The 21780-nt window shown below is 24.6% G+C and carries 20 protein-coding genes, 1 tRNA gene and 1 other annotated feature; of the genes, 4 read left to right on the top strand and 17 right to left on the bottom strand.

Annotated elements, in window-relative coordinates; translation table 11 throughout:
- Positions 1–256: 256 nt before the first annotated feature.
- The 10 genes from KQI36_RS08870 to KQI36_RS08915 all read right to left on the bottom strand — a co-directional run bounded on the left by KQI36_RS08870 (position 257) and on the right by KQI36_RS08915 (position 9660).
- Positions 257–559: a hypothetical protein gene (locus KQI36_RS08870; protein WP_216450596.1), complete on the bottom strand. Its 303-nt coding sequence runs from the start codon at positions 557–559 to the stop codon at positions 257–259.
- A 139-nt stretch (positions 560–698) separates the two neighbouring features.
- Positions 699–773, bottom strand: a tRNA-Glu gene (locus tag KQI36_RS08875).
- A 119-nt stretch (positions 774–892) separates the two neighbouring features.
- Positions 893–1468, bottom strand: coding sequence for a pentapeptide repeat-containing protein (locus tag KQI36_RS08880; protein ID WP_010294878.1), 576 nt, complete (start codon positions 1466–1468; stop codon positions 893–895).
- Positions 1469–1498: 30 nt separating this feature from the next.
- Positions 1499–2245 carry a flavodoxin family protein gene (locus KQI36_RS08885; RefSeq protein ID WP_216450597.1) on the bottom strand — a complete coding sequence of 249 codons (747 nt, stop codon included), beginning with the start codon at positions 2243–2245 and terminating at the stop codon, positions 1499–1501.
- A 121-nt stretch (positions 2246–2366) separates the two neighbouring features.
- The gene (locus tag KQI36_RS08890) at positions 2367–2717 is read right to left on the bottom strand and encodes a hypothetical protein (RefSeq protein ID WP_216450598.1); all 351 of its coding nucleotides are present in this window, start codon (positions 2715–2717) and stop codon (positions 2367–2369) included.
- A 67-nt stretch (positions 2718–2784) separates the two neighbouring features.
- Complete coding sequence (locus KQI36_RS08895; protein ID WP_216450599.1) at positions 2785–4524, bottom strand: GGDEF domain-containing protein; 1740 nt, start codon at positions 4522–4524, stop codon at positions 2785–2787.
- 1 nt (position 4525) lies between these two features.
- Entirely contained in the window at positions 4526–6214 is a 1689-nt protein-coding gene (locus tag KQI36_RS08900) for an EAL domain-containing protein (protein ID WP_216450600.1), read from the bottom strand.
- Between the two features lie 153 nt (positions 6215–6367).
- Positions 6368–7168 (bottom strand): nitroreductase family protein, encoded by an 801-nt coding sequence (locus KQI36_RS08905; protein ID WP_216450601.1) that lies wholly within the window; start codon positions 7166–7168, stop codon positions 6368–6370.
- Positions 7169–7688: 520 nt separating this feature from the next.
- Positions 7689–8222 (bottom strand): phosphatase PAP2 family protein, encoded by a 534-nt coding sequence (locus tag KQI36_RS08910; protein ID WP_010294893.1) that lies wholly within the window; start codon positions 8220–8222, stop codon positions 7689–7691.
- Positions 8223–8334: 112 nt separating this feature from the next.
- Positions 8335–9660 (bottom strand): SH3 domain-containing protein, encoded by a 1326-nt coding sequence (locus tag KQI36_RS08915; RefSeq protein ID WP_216450602.1) that lies wholly within the window; start codon positions 9658–9660, stop codon positions 8335–8337.
- Between the two features lie 241 nt (positions 9661–9901).
- Positions 9902–10110, top strand: a binding site (T-box leader).
- Positions 10111–10268: 158 nt separating this feature from the next.
- Between KQI36_RS08915 and thrS the strand changes: the two genes are divergently transcribed.
- The gene (gene thrS, locus KQI36_RS08920; protein ID WP_216450603.1) at positions 10269–12206 is read left to right on the top strand and encodes a threonine--tRNA ligase; all 1938 of its coding nucleotides are present in this window, start codon (positions 10269–10271) and stop codon (positions 12204–12206) included.
- A 307-nt stretch (positions 12207–12513) separates the two neighbouring features.
- Positions 12514–13941 (top strand): Sapep family Mn(2+)-dependent dipeptidase, encoded by a 1428-nt coding sequence (locus KQI36_RS08925; protein WP_216450604.1) that lies wholly within the window; start codon positions 12514–12516, stop codon positions 13939–13941.
- 72 nt (positions 13942–14013) lie between these two features.
- On the opposite strand, the gene KQI36_RS08930 is transcribed toward KQI36_RS08925, so the two are convergent.
- From KQI36_RS08930 to KQI36_RS08960, 7 genes are all read right to left on the bottom strand, one after another.
- Positions 14014–15300: an L-cysteine desulfidase family protein gene (locus KQI36_RS08930; protein WP_010294905.1), complete on the bottom strand. Its 1287-nt coding sequence runs from the start codon at positions 15298–15300 to the stop codon at positions 14014–14016.
- A gap of 347 nt (positions 15301–15647) precedes the next feature.
- Entirely contained in the window at positions 15648–16217 is a 570-nt protein-coding gene (locus KQI36_RS08935) for a 5-formyltetrahydrofolate cyclo-ligase (protein WP_216450605.1), read from the bottom strand.
- Between the two features lie 104 nt (positions 16218–16321).
- Positions 16322–16972 (bottom strand): C39 family peptidase, encoded by a 651-nt coding sequence (locus KQI36_RS08940; RefSeq protein WP_216450606.1) that lies wholly within the window; start codon positions 16970–16972, stop codon positions 16322–16324.
- The gene (locus KQI36_RS08945; RefSeq protein WP_216450607.1) at positions 16927–17298 is read right to left on the bottom strand and encodes a hypothetical protein; all 372 of its coding nucleotides are present in this window, start codon (positions 17296–17298) and stop codon (positions 16927–16929) included. The genes KQI36_RS08940 and KQI36_RS08945 overlap by 46 nt, the downstream gene beginning before the upstream one ends.
- A gap of 153 nt (positions 17299–17451) precedes the next feature.
- Positions 17452–18141 (bottom strand): M48 family metallopeptidase, encoded by a 690-nt coding sequence (locus KQI36_RS08950; protein ID WP_216450608.1) that lies wholly within the window; start codon positions 18139–18141, stop codon positions 17452–17454.
- Positions 18142–18374: 233 nt separating this feature from the next.
- Positions 18375–18986 (bottom strand): DUF3793 family protein, encoded by a 612-nt coding sequence (locus tag KQI36_RS08955; RefSeq protein WP_216450609.1) that lies wholly within the window; start codon positions 18984–18986, stop codon positions 18375–18377.
- Between the two features lie 94 nt (positions 18987–19080).
- On the bottom strand, positions 19081–19503 hold the full coding sequence (locus tag KQI36_RS08960; protein WP_216450610.1) for a flavodoxin: 423 nt from the start codon (positions 19501–19503) through the stop codon (positions 19081–19083).
- Positions 19504–19837: 334 nt separating this feature from the next.
- Between KQI36_RS08960 and KQI36_RS08965 the strand changes: the two genes are divergently transcribed.
- Both KQI36_RS08965 and KQI36_RS08970 read left to right on the top strand, forming a co-directional pair.
- Entirely contained in the window at positions 19838–20707 is an 870-nt protein-coding gene (locus KQI36_RS08965) for a hypothetical protein (protein ID WP_061996383.1), read from the top strand.
- Positions 20708–20881: 174 nt separating this feature from the next.
- Positions 20882–21370 carry a hypothetical protein gene (locus KQI36_RS08970; RefSeq protein ID WP_216450611.1) on the top strand — a complete coding sequence of 163 codons (489 nt, stop codon included), beginning with the start codon at positions 20882–20884 and terminating at the stop codon, positions 21368–21370.
- The last annotated feature ends 410 nt before the right edge of the window (positions 21371–21780 follow it).

Genomic DNA, 21780 nt, shown 5'->3' on the forward strand with positions numbered 1-21780 from the left:
TTTTTATATTGTTAATTCTTGTACATCTCATAAATTTTTATAATAGCTATTTTATTTGTTATATATAATTATATATATTGTAGATAATGTTATCTATAGTTTCATGATATATTGAAATAAACTATAGGATTCCAAATTAAATTTTAAGATTATTGAATAAATTTAAATTGGAGATTGCTTATCTATAAAGTTTTGATTCAATAAAAAATACTAAGAATATGTAAATACAATTGTATTCTATATTCTTAGCATACTATTATTTACATTTTTTATTTATACCTTCAAATAAATATTCTAGGTAGGTTGTATTTACACCTTTTTCTTTTAATTTTTCAATTCTACCTTTAGCTCCATCTAATGCTTCTCTACCATCCACATAATCCCTTGCTTTAACACAATTACTTGCATATTCTATTAAATAATCAATTTTTAAAACCATATTAGCAAGATCCTCATCTCCATTATTTACTAACTTTAATAATAAATCGTATACTTTTGGTGAAGTAGTATTTCTTACACTATTTAATAAATCATTATTTTTACTTGTTTTTTTAGGCATCTTAATCTCCTTGTTTAAATTATTTTTTAATTTCATATTTCTCATTTTCTATTATAACAAAAATAAGGTCATGTATACTTTTCGTTCTATACATAACCTTACTTGTGCTAATTAAATATTATAACTTTGAGATATTTAATGGTGACCCATAGGGGAATCGAACCCCTGTTACCACCGTGAGAGGGTGGTGTCTTAACCGCTTGACCAATGAGCCTCAATACAAGTTTAATTATATTCCTAATATTAAAAATCTTCAATATTTTTCTTTAAATTTTCTTATTTCTTATTTCTATAGTTATTTATTCTCTATTTAAATTGTAAATACTAAGATTTTTATTTTATTACTATATCAAAATACTTTAATAACATAGCCGCATCAGGAACTGTAAATATTGCCTTTTTTAAATTATTTACCTGTGGATTTATATCATATTCCTTAGCATATGAAAAATCTGCTTTTGATAGATTGCAATCTAAGAAAACAGATTTAGTTAAAGTTGTATATGTAAAATCACACTCTTGTAAACTCACCTCTATAAAATCACATTCTTTAATTATACTTCCCTTAAAAGAAGTCTTTTTTAATGAAAGTCTAGAAAAATTGCAACTATTTATTAAACTTTCAGAGAAATTTATATCTAATATAAAATTATCGCATTTAGTAAAGTTTATTCCTGCTATCTTACATCCATCAAATTTCACATTTCTAAATTTTGTATCATCCACATTTATTAACGCTAAATTGCATTCTTTAAATATACAATCTTCAAAAGTTGAAAATGAAAAATCTCCTTGTAAAAAATCACAATTTATAAACTCACATTGTTCAAAACTTTTGCCAACAAGCAATTTATTTTCTTTAATATTCCTAAATTCTTCTCTATAATAATCATTATCTAAAAACTCCATATCACACCTCTTATTAAATACTTTTTAATATTATAACCTTTTATCTACTACTGGCTTTATATTTCTTACTAATACGTTAAATAGTAAACTTCCTGTAATTTTACCAATTACTCCTACTTTTTTAGGCCTATAATATATTTTATCTATCCACTGTTTTTCTTTCCAATAATCTTTATCAAATTCAAAAATATTATTAGCTAATGCTCTTTGAACTTGATAAGTTGTTATTTGCTTCATGGTAACTCTGTATGACATCCCATCAGTATTTAAATGTTTTATAAATGGGAAAATTTCTTTTTTTTCAATTTCTTTATTTAAATTTGATATAGTTCGCCCTACTTCACTAACTACATCAACACCCCATTGAACTAAACCTTCATTTAATGATTTAAAAGTATTTTTTAGCCCTGAACCTGCTGTGGTAGCTACTAAAATTACTGGTTTACCTTCAAGTACTGGTCTATGGAACCACCTACAAGTCCTATCTAAAAATGTTTTTAAAATTCCACTCATATTATTGATATAAACTGGTGTTCCTATAATAATTCCATCACATTCCTGTAACTTTGTCATTAAAAATTCCATATCGTCATCTATATTACATTTATTTTTATAAATACAATATTCACATCCATGACATGATGAAATTTTATAATCTTTTAAATTTATAACTTCAATATTGTATCCATAATTTAATAATACTTTTTTAATATTTTGTAAGACAATAAAAGTATTCTTTTCTCTATAACTAGAATTTATCATTAATATTTTTTTCAATAAAATCACCACCCAATATTAACTACATATATTATATAATTATACAATAGAGCTTAAAAAATCACTATTAGCATTTATAATATATATAGCGCAATAGTGATTTACCTATGTTCTTATTAAATTATTTCTTTGTTAATTGAATTTTCATAGCACTTGATTGTGGTGGAATTGACTTAGTCATAGCTGGGCTTAACTCAACATATACAGTATCACCTTTATCAAAGACAATTTTATTTAGTTCTTTTTTACATGGTTTTAATATTTTTGTGTCTTCACTTACTATAACTACTACAGTCTCCTTATAAACCTCACAACCCTTTAGATATCCTTCAACTAATAGCCTTGTATAATTTCCTTCTTGTTTAACTTCCTGTACTTCACCTATTAAAATAGTCTGAGGAACTTTCCCACTTGCTGGAATAGTTATTAATAACATCATCATAGTAAATAATAAAATTCTTTTTATTTTCATTTTTTATCCTCCTATAAATTCTTTATTAATAACTTTTGTTTTTTATAAAAAAATTATACTATTATAATTATTTTTCATATATAACTACATTTTTTCCACTGTTTTTTCCTTTATATAATAATTTATCAGCTAATAATATTGTATCTGTTACACTTTTTTTTCCATCATATTTAGCAGCACCTATAGTAACTGTTATCTCAACATTTTCTTTCCAATTATATTCTTCTATTTCTTTTCTTATTTTTTCTAATGGACTTATATCCATTAAACTTTTCTTTTCTACTATTATTAAAAATTCTTCCCCACCATATCTCACTAAAATATCTTTTTTATTTAATATTTTTTTTATAACCTTTACCAATTCAATTAATATATAATCACCAAATAAATGTCCATAAGAATCGTTTATTTTTTTATAATCATCTATGTCTAAAATAGCTATAATACATTGTTTTTTATTTTCATCATAAGTACTTACTATATTATTAAAATATTCTCTATTATAAGCTCCTGTTAAAGGATCTTTATTTATCTTTTCTTTTAAAATTAAATTTACCTTTTCCCTTTTTTTATTTCTACTATATAGTACAGATATTAATAATGTGAGTATTAGTATTATTGTAGTTAATATAAAAAATATTAACCCTACCTTTAAATTATATATAAATTTTTTATTATTATTTATTTCTCTATATTTATCCTTATGAATTTTTTCTATAATTTCAATTACAATACCATTTTCATTATCATTACTATTTTCATCTAAGAGCTCACCATTACGACGCCAATAAAGCTCTTGTTCTCTTTCTCCTTTAATTTCATATATTTTTATAAGTCTATTTACTATATCTTTTGACATTTTAAAAACAGATTTTTCTTTCAAGTTATTATAAGCCTTATAATAATAATTTAATGCATTGTCATAATCATTTTTATTATAATATAAATTTCCATAAGCGTTATTTATTTTTCCTACCTCAATCAAATCTACAGAGTCATGAAGACTACTTTCTATAAGTTTTAAGTTTTTCTCTGCTTCATCAAATTTTTCTAATTCTATTTGAGAATATACTAAATTTAGCAGTAGTTGATTTCTAAAATCAACGCCATATTCATTTTTTAATTCTAAATATTTATCATAAGCTTTTGTAAAGTATTTTTCAGCTTCTTGAAAATTTTTATTATAATAATTATAAAAGGCTAAACTTGTATATATGTCATACCTATCTATTTTATTTTTACTTTCCTTTTCTAATTTTTGTCCTATATCATAATACTCTTTTGCATGTTCTGGCGCGTTTAATTGTTGTATTAATGTAGCCATAAGATAATTTATAGCTATTCTATCCTCTTTATATTTTTCCCTCTTATCTTTTAGTTGTATTTTATTTAATACTTCCAAAGATTCATAAGCATAATAACTAGACATCTTAAACTCTTCTTTTGATGAAGTCATATTAGCTGCCATACCATATAAATCTACTAATTCCTCATAATATTTTTCTTGTATTAAATAATATTTTGCAATATCAACATACTTTAATGCATCATCATAATTTAATTCTAATCTATTTAAATAAACAAGACTAAAATAAATTTTTGCCTGAAGCTTATCATTTTTTTGTGTAGGTTTTTTATTTAACATTTCCTCACAATAATCAATCATTTTAACAAGATCATAATTGTTTGTTTTTCCAATTTGATTAATAAAATCTTCTACATTTTCCATAGCTATTACATTATTTTGTTTTAAAAACATGCCTAAAAGAAAACTTATGCAGAAAACTTTTAACCTTCGAAATTTCATACTATCTCCTCATATAGTTTCTTATCCACTGTATATATTCATCTTCTTTTAATGGTTTTGAAAAATAATATCCTTGTATCAAATTAAATCCTAAATCCTTAAACAATTTGTATTGATATTCAGTTTCTACCCCTTCAATTACTGTATCTGTTTTTAAAAGTTTTGCCATAAATATTACAGACTCCAATACTTTTAATTGACGATCACTATATATTATATCTATAAAATCCTTAGGAATTTTCAATTCATTAAATGGAACCTGTGCTATTCTATTTAATGATGAATATTCTGTTCCAAAATCATCTATTGAAATTTTAAACCCTAATTTTCTTAATTCAGTAATATTATCTAATACTAATTTATTATGATTCAAGTCTATATTCTCTAATATTTCTATTATTATTTTTTCTTTTTTTACACCAGTTTCTATTATGATATCATTTACTATATTAACAATGTCCTCTTCTTGCAACGTTTTTACTGAAAAATTTACAGAACAAGTATTATATATATTTAATCCTTCTAATTTTTTTTCAAATTCACAAGCTTTTTTCAAAATACATAGATCTACTTTGTGTATTTTACCACTTTCTTCAGCTAATTTTATAAATATATTAGGAAATATTAATCCTTTATCCCTATGATTCCACCTAGCTAAAGCTTCAAATCCTTTAACATTTTCTGTTGTAGCACAAATTTTGGGCTGAAATACAACTGCAATTTCATCATTTTCTATAGCATCATCTAAGTCTTTTTCTAAATCTTTAATATTAGAATACTTTTCCTTCAATTCTTGTGAATATTCTACAGGATTATTTAACTTATTTTCCTTACCATAGTACATGGCCAATTCGCTATTATTTATAATAGTCTCAAAATCTTCATCTTCATTTATTGCATATCCTACATTTAATTCAAAAATCAACTCAATTTTTTCATCATTACAACAAATACTTTTATTCAAACATAGTTTATCTAATACATTTTTTATATAATTACTCTCTGTTGTATCAATAGCATATAAAAATTTATCACTATTATACCTACAATACGCTTTTTTTACATTTTCATATGTATTTAATTTTTTTAATGAATTAGCAACCTGTATTAAAATCTTATTTCCTACTCCATGTCCATAAACATCATTTATATCTTTTAATTTTTTTACATTTATAAAAAATATAGTGTACGGCTTATTCCATGAAAAAATTATTTTTTCAAAAACATTAAAATTATATATATTAGTTAAATTGTCTTTTTTATAAATTAAATCTAACTCCTTAGAAAGCAATTTGTTTTTTTTTCTTATATGAACATTTCTTGAAATGATAAAAAAAATTATAATAGTACTAACATATATATTTAGATTTAGATATTTTGTATAAAATTTACTTAAAATAAGATATATTATTGAAAATAACGCAAACCTTACAGTTGAAAGTATTATTAAAAGCTTATTATTTTTATATGTATTCTTTTTAATTATTTTATTTTCATGGCAACAATATAAATATATTATAGAAATTAATATTCCATAAGATACATATTTAATTGTTTTTATGTGAAAAGTTTTTAAAGTTACATTAGAATCCCCACATATGTTATATAAATTTAAATATGTTAAACTCCTAGTTAAAAGCATAATGAAAAGCAAAGTAATTATTTTAATATACTTCTTTTGATTTCTCACATCTACTTACTCCCTTATTTTTTAAACTTCTTAATACTTTATATTTCGCCATTTTTATTGCATTACTTTATACGATTCACACAATTTTAAAATTCTGCTATAACTAAAAAATAAGCTGCCATTTTATACGGCAACTTGTATATATTTTATTTATTATATTTTAAAATTTATCACTGCTATAATATCCTCACATTCTGATAATATAATTTTAGGTTCTATTTTATTAAACCCTAAAGAAACTATAATATGAAAAATAGCTGTTCCTATATCTATTCTTTTTCCCTTTATAAGTTTTTTAGATTTTACAATATCTCTATCCCTTTTAATCTTTATACCATTTTCTAATATCTCAAATCTCCAAGGTTGTCTATTTAATAATGATGGCGCTAATCTTGCTGCATTTATTGCATCAAGAACTTGTTTTGATTTTATTTCACTTAATTTTTTATTTATTATTAAAGTTTCTAGAGAATTTCTTTCTCTTTTACTTGTATTTTCTTTCTTATTTTCATATCCAAATAAAATTATTGAATATATATTTTCACTCTTTTTTAAACTACATCTTTCAATTACACTAGTTCTTTTAAAATTACCACTAATCCAGCAAGTTCCTAAGCCTTTTGAGGTACAATTCAAAATTATATATTCACCTAAATATCCTACATAATCTTCTATAAATTTTTTATGTTTATCTCCTAATAATATAAAATATCCATTACAATTTTTGATTTTTCCATATGCACCAATTATATCGTTACAAATATCTCTATTTTGGTTTTTTTCAAAAACTACTTCTACCTTTACTCCACAATTTAAACTATTTATATAATTTTTTAAATATAAAACAAATCTTTCATCATTATAATCTAATTTTAAATCTTCATAAATTCTTATAGACTTTCTATTATAAATAGCATTATTAAATTTTTCATAATCCATAGCTAAATCTATCATATCTTCACCTCCCAACATGCTTTAATAATGTTATTAACTCTATAATGTATATATTAAAACTTCTTACAAAATAAGAAAAAATATCATTTATTCACTAATCTTATAAATACATATTTAAATTATTCCTTTTATTATATATTATTTATTATTTTTAAATTTGTTCTTATATATGGTTCAAAGTTAAGTTTTAAAGTTATTCATTTATCAAATTAGTATTTTTTCAATAACTAGCAGATTATTTTAGTTAAGAGTGAATAGTTAACAATTATGGTTATTACTACTCACTTCGTTCCTAGTAATTCTCAACGTATTTTTTTATAAATTTGCAAAGTAAATTATTTTGATAGATTTTTTAAAATCATTTTCAGAAAGTGATTTCCACTTTCATCCTAAATTCATAATTCTTAACTAACTATATTTATACTTGTTTCTACCAAGTTTAACCTTTTGATTTTAAAGTGAATTTTAAATTTTTATATTATAAAAAGCCACTGATTATTATTTAGCCAGTGACTTTAAATTAATATATTAAAATATTTTTATAAGTTATAAGAACTATAACTGCACTCAAAACCCCAATTATCATTCCAACAAAAACATCTGTTGGATAATGTACATATAGATAAATTCTTGAAAACCCTATCATAAAAGCTAATAAAAGTGATGCTAGCTTTAAATATGGGAATGTTATAAAAAGTACAGTTGCTATAGCAAAAGATGATGATGTATGTCCTGACGGAAAAGAGTATGACTTAGGTATTGTAACTAAAGGATTTTCTCTTGGGTATCTAATTATAGGCCTAACTCTCTCAACTATATTTTTTATTATACCTTCAGTTAATAAAACACTTAAAGCTAAAGACATTAAACACAGCACACCTAAATTTCTATATTGGGGTTTAAATATTAATAGTGCTGATATTATAATCCAAATTAAACCACCATCCCCTAGATGAGTAATAAAAGGCATAACTCTATCTAAAACAGGATTTTTTAATTTATAATAAATAAAATCTATTATATTTTTATCTATAGAGTGTATTTTTTCTCTCATTTTTATCTCCTAACGTTTTTCAAATTTTTACTAATTAAGCCTATTGTTTTAATATGAATTATATCAAAATTTTTTTTATTTTTCTATAAATCAAAGTTTTTTATGAGCTATTCTATATAAAAATCTTTGATGCTATTAAAGCATCAATATAATTTTGTCCTGAAGTTGTATATGCTATACTCATGGGAGTTAACGTTACACCATTAGCTTTAATGTATTTTAAATCTCCAGTTTTTGTTTTGCATATACAAGATAAATAAAATCCTATAGTGTCATGGATAATATAATATTCTTCATTATATTTTCCTAAATAAATCATTACATGTCCTTTCATATATAGTATACTTCCTGGATGTAGCCAATCCAAAAAGTTTTTCTTCTGGTACACTTTCAAACCATTCATTTTTTTTACAATACCTAAATTCTCATCTGATTGATTAGAAGTGTTTCTCGGTATATATACCCCCATGGTTTTTAACACATCTAATACTAAACTTGAGCAATCTCTTGAAAAAAAGTCTCCTCCCCAACCATATCTTTCACCTAAAAATTTAAAACTTTGTTTTATTATATTTTCCTCAGTGTAATGTAGAAATCCAACTTTTACATCAGCACATATAGGTATTAGTGTTTTTACAAATTCTAATTTTCCGTTTTTCTCATTTCTTACAGGTAAATAAATTACATAACTCGCTAGAACATCCATATCATCAACTTCATTTGGTATACAGTTTCTTTCCACAAGCCTTAATTTCACACCCATATCTATGGGAATTAACGATGTTCTTTTATCTATTGGATTATAATTTGTATAAATTCTTCTACCTGTTACAATTAAAAAATCTTCAGATTTTGTATATTCTTCTATATCATTTTTATTTCCAATCGCTAAATATTTTTTTCTAACCCAACCTTTGCAATTATAACTTTCAATAAAATACCATTCTTTATCATAACTTTCATGAAACACCAAAACAGGTTCACATATATTTATTGCTGACTCCATTAACCTATCTATAACATACTCTTCTTTATTATCAAAAAATTTATCATCTGTAGGATATGATTTTACAACGGTTCTATAAGTTATAATTCCATATTTAACAACTGGATTATATGGTATTTTATCAATAGCTAAATTTGTTTGTAATTTTTTTATATCCTCTTCATTTAATTTTAAACCATTTCTATACATTTCTTTTTTTATAGGACCACTTATAGATAAAATTAAATCTACTACTTCATTTTTAGCATATTGAATCTTAAAGTCAAATATATCTTTTATATGATTAGTTGATATACTTTTGTTATTAAAACTTTCAATTTTATCATAACATCCTATTATTCTAGAAGATGTTTCACTATGCCTTATCCAAAATTCAGGATTTAACATTTCATGGGTTATTTCCGGAATAGTTGAATTAAAATGTTTTTCCATAAAAAATCCCCCCTTCTTATATTTTTCTACTTTACTGTACACCTACAATATATTATATTTTTATACATTACTGGTTATACTTATAAAACAAATACTTATTAAATCTCTTTACTTAGTAACCTATTAGGATATATAATAATAATATATAAATAGTATGATATTATATTGTTTATATATTTCTAACATATTTTTTCTTTATTAATATTGACATAATATTTTTTAATGTTATAATATTAAAAAGTTTAATACTATGACGAGGACAGTAGACTATCGATACATTTTCAGAGAAAGGGTACATTAGCTGAAAGTATTCTTAAATGGAATTTAGTTGAAAACCACCTCTGAGTGACTCTAATAAAGTCCGGTAGACTCCGTTACAAGTCTAGTACTAAAGTGGTCTATTTTTATAGGCAAATTGGGTGGAACCACGGGTTTATACTCGTCCCTTTCTTTTTTAAGAAAGGGATGAGTTTTTTTATTTTAAATTAATAAACTACAAATAAATTTTAAGTTTATTTTTACATAATATCAAAATAAAAAATCATTTTACTACTTAACAAAATAAATCATTATTTTGTATCATTAATTGAATTAGGAGGAGTTTTAGTATGATAAAAATTAGTTTAAAAGATGGATCTATAAAAGAATTTGAAAATGAATTATCTGTTTTAGATATAGCTAAAAATATTTCAGAAGGATTAGCAAGGGTTGCTTGTGCAGCAACTGTTAATGGCGAAGTAGTTGATTTACGTCATATAGTTGATAAAGATTGTGAACTTAATATATTAACTTTCGATTCTCAAGAAGGTAAGGATGCATTTAGACATACAGCTTCTCATATATTAGCTCAAGCTGTAAAGAAATTAAATCCTTCTGCAAAACTTGCAATAGGACCTTCTATAGATAATGGTTTCTATTATGATTTTGATGTGGAAAAACCATTTACTTTTGAAGATTTAGAAAAAATTGAAGCTGAAATGAAAAAAATCGTTAAAGAAAACTTACAAATTGAAAGATTTGAACTTCCAAGAGATGAAGCTATAAAGCTAATGGAGGAATCTGGAGAAATTTATAAAGTAGAATTAATTAAAGACCTTCCTGAAAACGAGGTTATATCATTCTACAAACAAGGTGATTTTGTTGATTTATGTGCAGGACCACACCTTCTATCAACAAAGCCAGTTAAAGCATTTAAACTTACTAAAATTGCAGGAGCTTACTGGAGAGGTGATGAAAAAAATAAAATGCTTTCTCGTATATACGGAACTGCATTTACTAAAAAATCAGACTTAGATGCGCACATTGAAGCACTTGAAGAGGCTAAAAAAAGAGATCACAATAAACTTGGTAGAGAATTAGAACTATTTACAACTTCTGAACCGGTTGGCCAAGGTCTTCCTATTTTATTACCAAAAGGATCTAGAGTTGTACAATTACTTCAAAGATTTGTTGAAGATGAAGAACAAAAAAGAGGTTATTTATTAACAAAAACTCCTTTAATGGCGAAAAGTGATTTATATAAAATTTCTGGACATTGGGATCATTACAAAGATGGTATGTTTGTTTTAGGTGATGAAGAAAAAGATGATGAAGTATTTGCTCTTCGTCCTATGACTTGCCCATTCCAATTCATGGCTTATAAAGCTAAAAAGAGAAGTTATAGAGACTTACCTTTAAGATACAACGAAACTTCTACTTTATTTAGAAATGAGTCATCTGGAGAAATGCATGGTCTTATCCGTGTAAGACAATTCACAATTTCTGAAGGACATTTAGCTGTAAGACCTGACCAATTAGAAGATGAATTCAGAGGAGTTGTTGATTTAATTAACTATATGTTAGATACTTTAGGAATTAGAGAAGATATAACTTATAGATTCTCTAAATGGGATCCAAACAACAAAGCTAAATATATAGATAAACCAAAAGAATGGGAAGAAACTCAAGATAAGATGAGACAAATCCTTGATAATCTTCAATTAGATTATACTGAAGCTGAGGGTGAAGCAGCATTCTATGGTCCTAAACTAGACCTTCAAATAAAAAATGTTCATGGAAAAGAAGATACTATAATAACTGTCCAAATTGATTTCTCATTAGCTGAAAGATTTGGAATGACTTATATAGATAAAGATGGTAAAGAAAAACATCCTTACATTATTCACAGAACTTCTATTGGATGTTATGAAAGAACATTAGCTATGCTTATAGAAAAATATGCTGGAGCATTCCCAACTTGGCTTGCACCAATTCAAGTTAAAGTTCTTCCTATATCAGAGAAATATCACGATTATGCTGAAGAAGTTACTAAAGAACTTGAAAAAAATGGATTAAGAGTTGAAACTGATTATAGAGCTGAAAAAATAGGATATAAAATTAGAGAAGCTCGTAATGAAAGAGTTCCATATATTCTAGTTGTAGGTGAAAAAGAAGCTGAAAATAAAGAGGTGGCCATCAGAAGTAGAAAAAATGGTGATGAAGGTGCTATAGCATTAAAGTCATTTATTGAAAGAATTACTGTAGAAGTAGAAAATAAAGAAAAGTAACTATTAAAGCAACACTTAGCAGTGTTGCTTTTTTCTACATTAAATTACAATATAATATTATAATTTTATCAAAATAGTTAATAACATTTAAATTTAATTAACTTTTTCTAAACTTTTTTAAATTTAGTTTAAGTTTTTGTTTCATTTTAAAGTATACAGTAGATAAATCATCTTTTTAAGAGGTTCTTTTAAATATTCTATTGTAATAGCACTTTGCAGAATTGCCTGTTTATTGTAGTAAATTTAAAATAGTGATAAAATTTATCATATACAAATTGAGAAAAATAAATATATTTGGGAGGCGCTTATGAATAATATTGAAATACAAAACATAAATAAATTTTTACAAGATAATAAAGAAAATATAATTAATGATATAAGAGACCTAGTTGCTATACCTAGTGTTTCTGAAAATTTACCAAAAGTTAAAGAATGTTTAAAAACAATTATATGTAAGGCTGAGAAAATGGGTTTTAAAGCATATACAGTTTTAGATGATTCAATCGGTATTGTTGAAATGGGTGAAGGAACTGAAACTATAGGAATATTAACTCATATAGATGTAGTTCCTGCTGATGATTTAGACAAATGGAATAGTAATCCATTTGAAATGATTGAAAAAGACGGAGTTTTATATGGTCGAGGAGTTTTAGACGATAAAGGTTGTATAGTTTCTTCATTATATGCTATGGATGCTATAAGAAAACTTAACTTACCTATTAACAAGAAAGTTCAACTTATAATAGGTACTCAAGAAGAAGTTGAGTGGATTGATATGAATGAATATGTAGAAAAGTATCCTTTACCAGATTACGGATTTACCCCTGATGGACAATTTCCTATTTGTAATAAAGAAAAAGGATATGCTGATGTAGCATTTAAATTCACATCTTCCACTGGTTGTACTGGGGAATTTGAAATTATAAAACTTCAAAGTGGTAATGCTACTAACTCTGTTCCAGGAATGGCCACTGCAATGTTAAAAGGTGATTTAAATAATTTTAAAGACTCATTAAATAAATATTTAGCTTTAAATAAAGATGCTAAAATAACATTTTCTGAGGATGGATCGGTTATAAAAGTTGTTGCTGAAGGTGTTTCAGGTCACTCTGCATTTCCACATTTAAGTGTAAATCCTATAGTTATGTTAGGTAAATTCCTTAATACATTAAGTATTGTGTCTAATTCTCAAGGAAATGCAATTAAATTTATAGCTGAAAATTGCTATGATTATTTTGGAAAAGGCTTAGGAGTTTATAGCGAAAGCGAGTATTTAGATGGAGAATATATGCATAGAAATGTAATATCTCCAACGGTAGTTAAAGAAGATGATTCTCAGTGTACAGTTATTTTAAATATGAGACCTGTATATGGTACAACACTTGAAGGATTAAAAGAAGTCTTTACTAAAATATCAAATGATACTAAATCTACATTTGAAGTATTAGATTTCTTAGCTCCTATATTTGTTAGCAAAGAAAAACCTTTCCTTCAAATAATGGAAAACACTTATAATGAATTAAGTGGTCTAAAAAATGATTTTACACTTGGACATGGAACTTCTTATGCAAAGGCTATGCCTAACACTGTTGCATGGGGACCAGTTTTCTATGATGAAGATGAATGTTGTCATGTGGCTAATGAATTTATATCACTTGAAAAATTATTAAAAGCTACTAAAATATATTCTGTAGCATTAGGTAGAATGCTTGAAGAAACTAAACCATTAATATAAGAAACAAGCATAAATATTAACTTATCGATATACAATTGATTATAAATAAAAAAGGGCATTAAGCCCTTTTTATTATTTACAAATCATTATATCTAAAATTACGTTATCACAATTTGTCATTCCACTATTAGCTAATGTAGCTAAGTTTCTTATTGATTGATCTGCCTCTTTACTTACTATTCCATCTTTATCAGAAATCTCGATACCATGTGTAGCAAGTATAGCTGATTTTACTGAAGAACCAACTGCTGTTGATAATTTTAATGCACAACCTGGTTTTGCTCCATCACAAATCATTCCAGATACATCACCTATCATATTTTTAATTGTATAACATACGTTTTCTAATTTTCCACCCATCATATATGTCATAGCTGCACTAGCTCCAATTGAAGCTGCTACACCACATCCACAAAGTGCTGAAAGTCTTCCTAAATGACTTTTTATGTAATAAGTTATTAAGTGACTTATAGCTAATCCTCTTGCTAAAGTTTCATCACTAGCATTTATTTTTTTACTAACAGCTACTACTGGTAATATTGCTGTTAATCCTTGATTTCCACTTCCTGCACTACTCATAACTGGTAATGGACATCCAGACATTCTAGCATCTGATCCTGCTGCTGTGAATGCCATTGTAAATGACATTATATCATCACTTAATATTCCTTCTTCAATTTGACCCATTAAAGTCTTTCCTATTTTAAGACCATATTCATGCTTTAGTCCTTCTTCTGCAACTTTACTATTCATAGCTGCTCCATCTAGTAAGAATTTTATATCTTCAAATGGAACTGTTGTAGCATACTCATAAATTTTAGCTACTGAAAAAGTTAATTTTTTCTTGTCTTCTTTTCCATCTTCTTTTGGAGCTTCTAGTGTTTCTTCATTTGAATAAACTATTTCTCCATTAACTTGTATTAAAGTTATGTTTGTATGTTTATATTTTATAACAACCTTAGCTGTTTCTTCTCCACTTGTACAAATTGCTTCAATGTATAGTTTTTCTGTTCTATCTGCTTTTTTTACAGAAACCTTACCATCTTGAACCATTTGTTTTGCTTTTGATACATCTTCTTGTGTACAATCTCTTAAAACCTCTAATTTTAAATCTGCATTGCCAGCAACTGCCCCTAAAGCTGCTGCAATATCTATTCCATTTGCCCCTGTTCCTGGAATTCCAACTGACATTGCGTTTTTAATTATATTTGTACTTAAATATAATTCTATTTTTTCTACATCCTTTTTTAAACAACTTGCTGCTTTTGCTGTTGCAATAGCTATTGCTATAGGTTCTGTACATCCTAAAGCTGGTACAACTTCAATTTTTAATAATTCTGTTATTTCATTATAATTCATATTTTTTCCCCCTACATTATGTAGATTTTATTTTTTGAAAATTTATTATATTTTTAAATTTTTGATTTATCCAAATATAATAAATTTTCCATTAAAATTTTGTTCGCTAATCTGATATTCTTTACAAACTTATTTAATCAAAAAAACAAAATAAATACAAGTGAAATTCAGGTATTTTATACAAGATATATTAGCATTAGAATTCATTTTTCGTCATTTTTCTCACTCAATCTTAGGTATATTTACTTTTTTCTAACTTTTTTAACTTGATTATATTTTACTAATTAACACAAAATTATAATTTAAAACATTATATATAATATTTAGCTTGTATTTTTTTAGTTATACTAAACTATTTTTAATATTCTTTTATTTGTTAATATTACATTAGGTTTTATATCATGTTCCTCATTTGGTATTTCATTTAAAATTTGAAAATCATATGCAAGAGCTATTTTAAATTTATCTTCACTTAAGTCATTTAAAAATTTATCATAAAATCCTCCACCATATCCAATTCTTCCACCATTCAAATCAAAAACTGCACCAGGCATTACAACTAATTCTATATCATTTTTATCTACCTCTTCAGCGGTATCATCACACTCTAATATTCCTTTATACCCTACTTTTAATTGTGAAAATGAATTTATTTTGAAGGCTCCCATATCACCATCTGCATTTTTCACTTTTGGAATGAAAACTTTTTTATTATTATCAAAGCAATACTTTATAATTTCATGAGTATCAACTTCGCTTTTATAGCTTACAAATATAAATATATTTTTACACTCTTTAAATTTTTTATGTGTTATAAATTTTTCAAATATTTCATTATCATAAATCTTCTTAGTTTCTTTACTTATGCCATCTCTTAATTTCAAAATTTCCTTCCTTAATTCCTTTTTATTTAACATTTTAACTCCCCCTAAAAAAATAAATTCATTATAAATTTTATATTTTAATTTATATATTAACTTTTTTTAAAATAAAAATAACGCAATAAATATTGACGTTATTTTTATTTTGAATTTTTCAATTCACAAGTTATAGCTTTTCTACCTGTATTTGTCCAAATTTTCAAAAATATATTTTTTTCTATTTTGTCATTTATTTTTCCTGTAAGTGGATCATTATAGTATAAATATTCATCATCATATCCTGTTAACAATACTGCATGCTGATTAAAATATGCCGTTACCGTTTCTCCGTTATTTTTCCATGATGCATTAATCTGCGGACTTGTAAAATCACTTGTAACCCACACTACAACTGGTCTATTTTCTGATAAGGATTTTTCAATATAAGAATAATCTAAGTTTGTTAAATTAACACCTTTAACATACTGATTTACTAATTCCAGTAAAGGTATTGGATTTATAGAATATCCTGAAGAAACCCCTGTTATATCCCCTACAAAGCCTATATCTGGATTTCCCCATTTGATTATTTTTCCATTTTCATCATACTCTATTTTAGTGTTATCTTTTTTCACCTTTTCTGCTAATGTCATCTTATCAACTTTTATACCAAAATGATTTAACATCATAGCTACTGATGTTACTTCACAACCATTTTTTAATTCTGGAAGTTGTTTTATAATCTCCACATTCATAATATTACTCTTTAAATTAGAACTTTTTTCTTTATCATTACTAAGTTTTTTTTCCATTTCCTTTTTTTCTTATCTCTTTTCTTTTCTTCAAGTTCTTTTAATACTTTTTTTTGTTCTTCTAGCTTTTCCTTTCGTTCTTCTTCTTTCTTTATTTTTTCCTCTTCCTTTTGCTTTTCTTTTTCTATCTGCTCTTTTTCAAAATTAGTTAAATAATCATCTCCTATATTAGAGTTTATCTTTATGTTTTTTATATGAGTTTCATATGCCGATACCTGGCTACTAAATCTAATATAGGTGTACAAAGAAATTGATAAAATCATTATAGATAAAGCACAAGTGATTATAGAAAAATTTCTTTTTTTCTTCTTTCTATTCTGCTTCAACAATATCCTCCTCACTCATAACTTTAGGTACTTTAACTTATTTTATAATTTATATAGAGTTTTAAATTTTAACAAACTAACTTGAATTTATTCCTCTATACTTTTATATACGTAACAAATTTAAGTTAGTTAATAATAATCCTCTTTTATAATCTAAAACAATTCTAAATTATATCCATTATCTTTAAGCCATAATTCTTTTTCTTTATAATTCGGCATAATTTTCCTTACATAATCCCAATATTCGGAAGAATGATTTTTGTGAACAGTATGACATAGTTCATGTATAACTATATAATCAATGACATCTAACGGTGCCATTATACATTTCCAATTAAATATTAAATCATTATTATATGTACAGCTTGCCCATCTTCTCTTTTGAGTTCTTACTTTTACTGATTTGTAATTTAATTTTAACTTTTCCGAATGGATTTTAACTCTTTCTTCTATTAACTCCAAAGCTAATTTTCTATAAAATTTTTCTATCATATGCTTTGTCTTATTTAAATCTTTACAATTTAAGATTATTTCTTTTTCTTCTATTCTTATGTTATTTTTTCCTCTTTTATCTAATATTATTTTCAACGTATATAATTCTCCTAAATAAAGATACTCTTCTCCATCAATTCCATACCTTACCTTCCTATTCAACATACGTTGGTTATTTCTTTCAATTTTATTTTCTATCCAACTTAATTTTTTTTCTACTACTTCATAAATTATTTTATCTGAAATACCATTTGGTACTAAAATTTTAATTTTATTATCCTCTTGTATTCTTATACATATACTCTTTCTTTCTCTATATATTATCTCTATATCCAATTCATCTATCTTCATAAAAAACCTACCCTAATATTAATATTTTATTTATTTGATTATGCATTAATTCATTATTATATCATAAACCACAGTATACTAAAAAAGATACCCATAGCTATTTTGCTATGGGTATCAATTTAAAACTGCACTTTAAAAATATTATATATTATTATAAGAAGGATTTGGATGTTATTGACTCATTTTGAGTTTTAAATTTATAATATTAGCAAAATATTCTTAAAATCTATATTTTAAGCTATTTCATCTAATATTTCTGTTAAAGATAAACCGCTACAAACTTTATTTATTATTTCAAGCTTTGCCGCATCAAAATTTTCAAAAGTTTTCATAGCATAATGTTCATCTTTATACACTTTCCAATATCCGCATATTAAACATTCACTGTGTGGACTTTCTATGAATATTTTTACATCATCTAGAGGAAATCCTAAGAATAACCCCAGTTCATGCGGACAAGCATTTTTTTCATATCTTTTTTTTAATAAGGTTAATTTTTCATATAGGGTCATCTCTGGCTTATAACCAAATTTTTTTAAATAAGTTTTTACTGGTTCATTTCCTAGTTTATTCTTTAGTAATTCTTCTTTATAAAAAAGTACTACTACTGCATCTTCTGTTTCTTTTAATTCGAAAGCTTTAAGTTTTAATCTTTCAAGTAATTCTTCTTTATACACTTTCCAATTATTTTTCATATTTTTATCATGATTACAAAGGGTAACTGTAGTTCCTGCCTTTAATTCTTTTATTGTAGGTGCTGCATTAAATACTATAACATTAACCATATATTCTACATCATCAAATTCTTTAATTTTATTTCTAAAATCTTTAATAGCTATATCCAATAGTAATCGCTCCTTTAATGTCATAATAAAAATAGTTTCATTTATTTTTTATATTTAAAAACCATAAAATATTTTTACAGTTTTAATATCACATCTATACTAATTTTTTTCCTAATTCAATACATTCTTCCTGTCCTTTTGAATCTGGTTCAGAATTTATAATTAAACCTTCATCTATTAAATTAGCACCATAACTTTCCATTCTTTCTGACCAATCTCTCATCCATTGGCCATCGCCCCATCCAAAAGAACCAAATAGAGCTACTTTTTTACCGCCTACTTTATCACTTATAGATTCTATAAAAGGTTCCATTTCACATTCTTCTAAAACTTCATTTCCCATAGATGGACATCCTAATGCTATAGTATCAAATTTTTCTATATCCTCTGTAGTTGCCTCACTAACATTTTTTATTAAAACCTTAGCTCCACTTTCCATAACACCTTGACCAATTAAATTTGCCATTTTTTCTGTGTTACCTGTACCACTCCAATATACTATTAATATGTCTTTCATAAAACTCTCTCCTCACCATTTCTAATTGATAATGATTTTCATTACTAACTTGACTTTATTATATCTCTACTTTTTTTACTTGTCAACAGTTTAATTGAAAATAATTATCATTTATTTTAACAATATATTTCTTAGTACTATTTTTAATATGAAAGACATATAATTTATTGATATATTTTGTGTATTCCTAAAATTTATTATAAATTTAATACTATTTATATTATGCCGTAAAATTTTTTTTTAATTCTTTTGTACTTTAATTTATTAACAAGGTTATAAAAATAAATTTATTTATATATTTTAAACTGAAAAAATTAGGAAAGGAGCTGTTATAATGAAATATTCTTTTAAAGATGTTTTCTTATCTATTTTATACAAAAATAATAATGAACAAATTCTTTCTTTATTACGAAGTCACAATAAAATTCTTGAAAAAACTAAATATGAGTCTATAACTAAATTAAATAGATTAAAATATATATGTCTTAATTCTAATAATTTAGATGAGGTATTTTCTAATGACTTAACATCTTTATGTTTAGATAAATCAATTGATGATAGTTTATTAGAAGATATTCATATGGCAAATATTAATTATCCATCAGATGATAAAATTATAGAACAGTTATTTATTAGCAATAAACTTATACAATGCATTGATAAAAATTGTATAATTTTTAATAAATATATTAATATAATTAAAGATTTAAAAAAATTTACAAAAGAAGCTAATGTGGATACTACTATACTAACTAGTCCTTTTTTTCAGTTTTCTAAGGACAAAAAGGGTTATCCTATGGCATTTATATGTCCTATTGATAAGAATTACTTTATAACAGGAAACTATAATTTCAAAATCTATGGTTTTTTTGGAAAATATGAAGATTTGTCGAAAAAAGGCGGTTACATGGAGCTTAATTTGAAGTATAATGAAATCATACCATCTTCCTTAGAGGTAAAAAATTTTTATTTAGGCAATAATTCTAATTCAGAGTTTGGCAATAAAGCTCTTATATATCTTATAGATAAACTTATTCCTGAGTTTAATAATTTATTTAAAAATACTAATAATAATATTAAACTTAAAGATAATTTTAAAACTAAAGTTATTTATGGTTGTAATACCAAAAAATCTAATTTAGAATTTTATAAAAAAAATGGTTTTACATTAAAGGAAGATAAATTTTATTTAAACCTGTATTAAGACATATAAAAATAGGTATCTTATTTCATATTATTAAAATATAAATCTATATTAGTTAAATATATTTTTTATTACACTGTATTTTAAATAAATTATATACTTAATAATTTTAGTTTTATTAATGATACCCACATTCATGTCTAATAGGTATTTTTCAAATAGGTGGTGTATATTATGACAAAATCTAATTTATTTATAAATATTGAATGTCATGCGTCTCAATTAAATAATGCAATAAATTTTTTATGTGATATTCTAGAAAAAAATCTAAAAATCCCTTCAAATAATAAATTTAAAATTATCTCAACACTTACTGATTCTATATCAGCTCTTTTTCTAATTAATAAGGAGATTTCAACTAGATTTAAATCTAAATTTATCGACTCCCCTATACTAATTAAATTAGAACAAGATATTGATTATATAAAAACTTTATATCCATCATCTTTTAAACCTTTTATTAAAACCTATTCTTTAGAAGGAAGTTACTGTGGTGTATCAGTATCAATAACTACTAGATTAAGAAATTATTTAATAGAAGTTTTAAATAATAATAATTATGAAAGTTTATGTGAAAAATATTGTGTCTTATTAGAAAAATATTTAACTCATCTTTACAACTATATCATTTTTATTTTTACAGATGATTTAGTTTTAATGTAAATAAAAACATGTCATAATAGCAATTATTCTTATAATTTTTAAAATTATAGTTAAATATCAACTAAGTAAAAGTACAATCAATATATATGGGATTGTGCTTTTATTTAGTTTCATTTTAAATTTATTTATAAATCAAATTTTTGTTATCAGTTGAGAAAAATAAGTACAACTATAGTTAGTTAAAAATTAAAAATTATTGATGAAAATCAGCATCAGTTTCTTAAAGTTAAAAATACATTAATAATTCCACAACTATTCACTATTAACTCTTAACTAAAATAATCTGTTAGTTATTGATAAAATATTAATTTGAGTTTTCTCATTTCATAAATGAATAACTTTAAAATTTAACTTGGAACCCTATATATGTACAAAATCAAAATAAAACAGCGTATAATACATTTAATCGG

It is taken from the genome of Clostridium senegalense (assembly GCF_018916625.1).
Lineage (GTDB): Bacteria > Bacillota > Clostridia > Clostridiales > Clostridiaceae > Clostridium_J > Clostridium_J senegalense.

Coding starts and splice junctions, on each gene's coding strand:
- KQI36_RS08880 (WP_010294878.1), bottom strand. CDS start 1,468: ATGGAGTTTTTAGATAATGATTATTATAGAGAAGAATTTAGGAATATT.
- KQI36_RS08950 (WP_216450608.1), bottom strand. CDS start 18,141: ATGAAGATAGATGAATTGGATATAGAGATAATATATAGAGAAAGAAAG.
- KQI36_RS08940 (WP_216450606.1), bottom strand. CDS start 16,972: ATGGAAAAAAAACTTAGTAATGATAAAGAAAAAAGTTCTAATTTAAAG.
- KQI36_RS08915 (WP_216450602.1), bottom strand. CDS start 9,660: ATGGAAAAACATTTTAATTCAACTATTCCGGAAATAACCCATGAAATG.
- KQI36_RS08890 (WP_216450598.1), bottom strand. CDS start 2,717: ATGAAAATAAAAAGAATTTTATTATTTACTATGATGATGTTATTAATA.
- KQI36_RS08870 (WP_216450596.1), bottom strand. CDS start 559: ATGCCTAAAAAAACAAGTAAAAATAATGATTTATTAAATAGTGTAAGA.
- KQI36_RS08970 (WP_216450611.1), top strand. CDS start 20,882: ATGACAAAATCTAATTTATTTATAAATATTGAATGTCATGCGTCTCAA.
- KQI36_RS08930 (WP_010294905.1), bottom strand. CDS start 15,300: ATGAATTATAATGAAATAACAGAATTATTAAAAATTGAAGTTGTACCA.
- KQI36_RS08910 (WP_010294893.1), bottom strand. CDS start 8,222: ATGAGAGAAAAAATACACTCTATAGATAAAAATATAATAGATTTTATT.
- KQI36_RS08895 (WP_216450599.1), bottom strand. CDS start 4,524: ATGAAATTTCGAAGGTTAAAAGTTTTCTGCATAAGTTTTCTTTTAGGC.
- KQI36_RS08965 (WP_061996383.1), top strand. CDS start 19,838: ATGAAATATTCTTTTAAAGATGTTTTCTTATCTATTTTATACAAAAAT.
- thrS (WP_216450603.1), top strand. CDS start 10,269: ATGATAAAAATTAGTTTAAAAGATGGATCTATAAAAGAATTTGAAAAT.
- KQI36_RS08960 (WP_216450610.1), bottom strand. CDS start 19,503: ATGAAAGACATATTAATAGTATATTGGAGTGGTACAGGTAACACAGAA.
- KQI36_RS08925 (WP_216450604.1), top strand. CDS start 12,514: ATGAATAATATTGAAATACAAAACATAAATAAATTTTTACAAGATAAT.
- KQI36_RS08935 (WP_216450605.1), bottom strand. CDS start 16,217: ATGTTAAATAAAAAGGAATTAAGGAAGGAAATTTTGAAATTAAGAGAT.
- KQI36_RS08905 (WP_216450601.1), bottom strand. CDS start 7,168: ATGATAGATTTAGCTATGGATTATGAAAAATTTAATAATGCTATTTAT.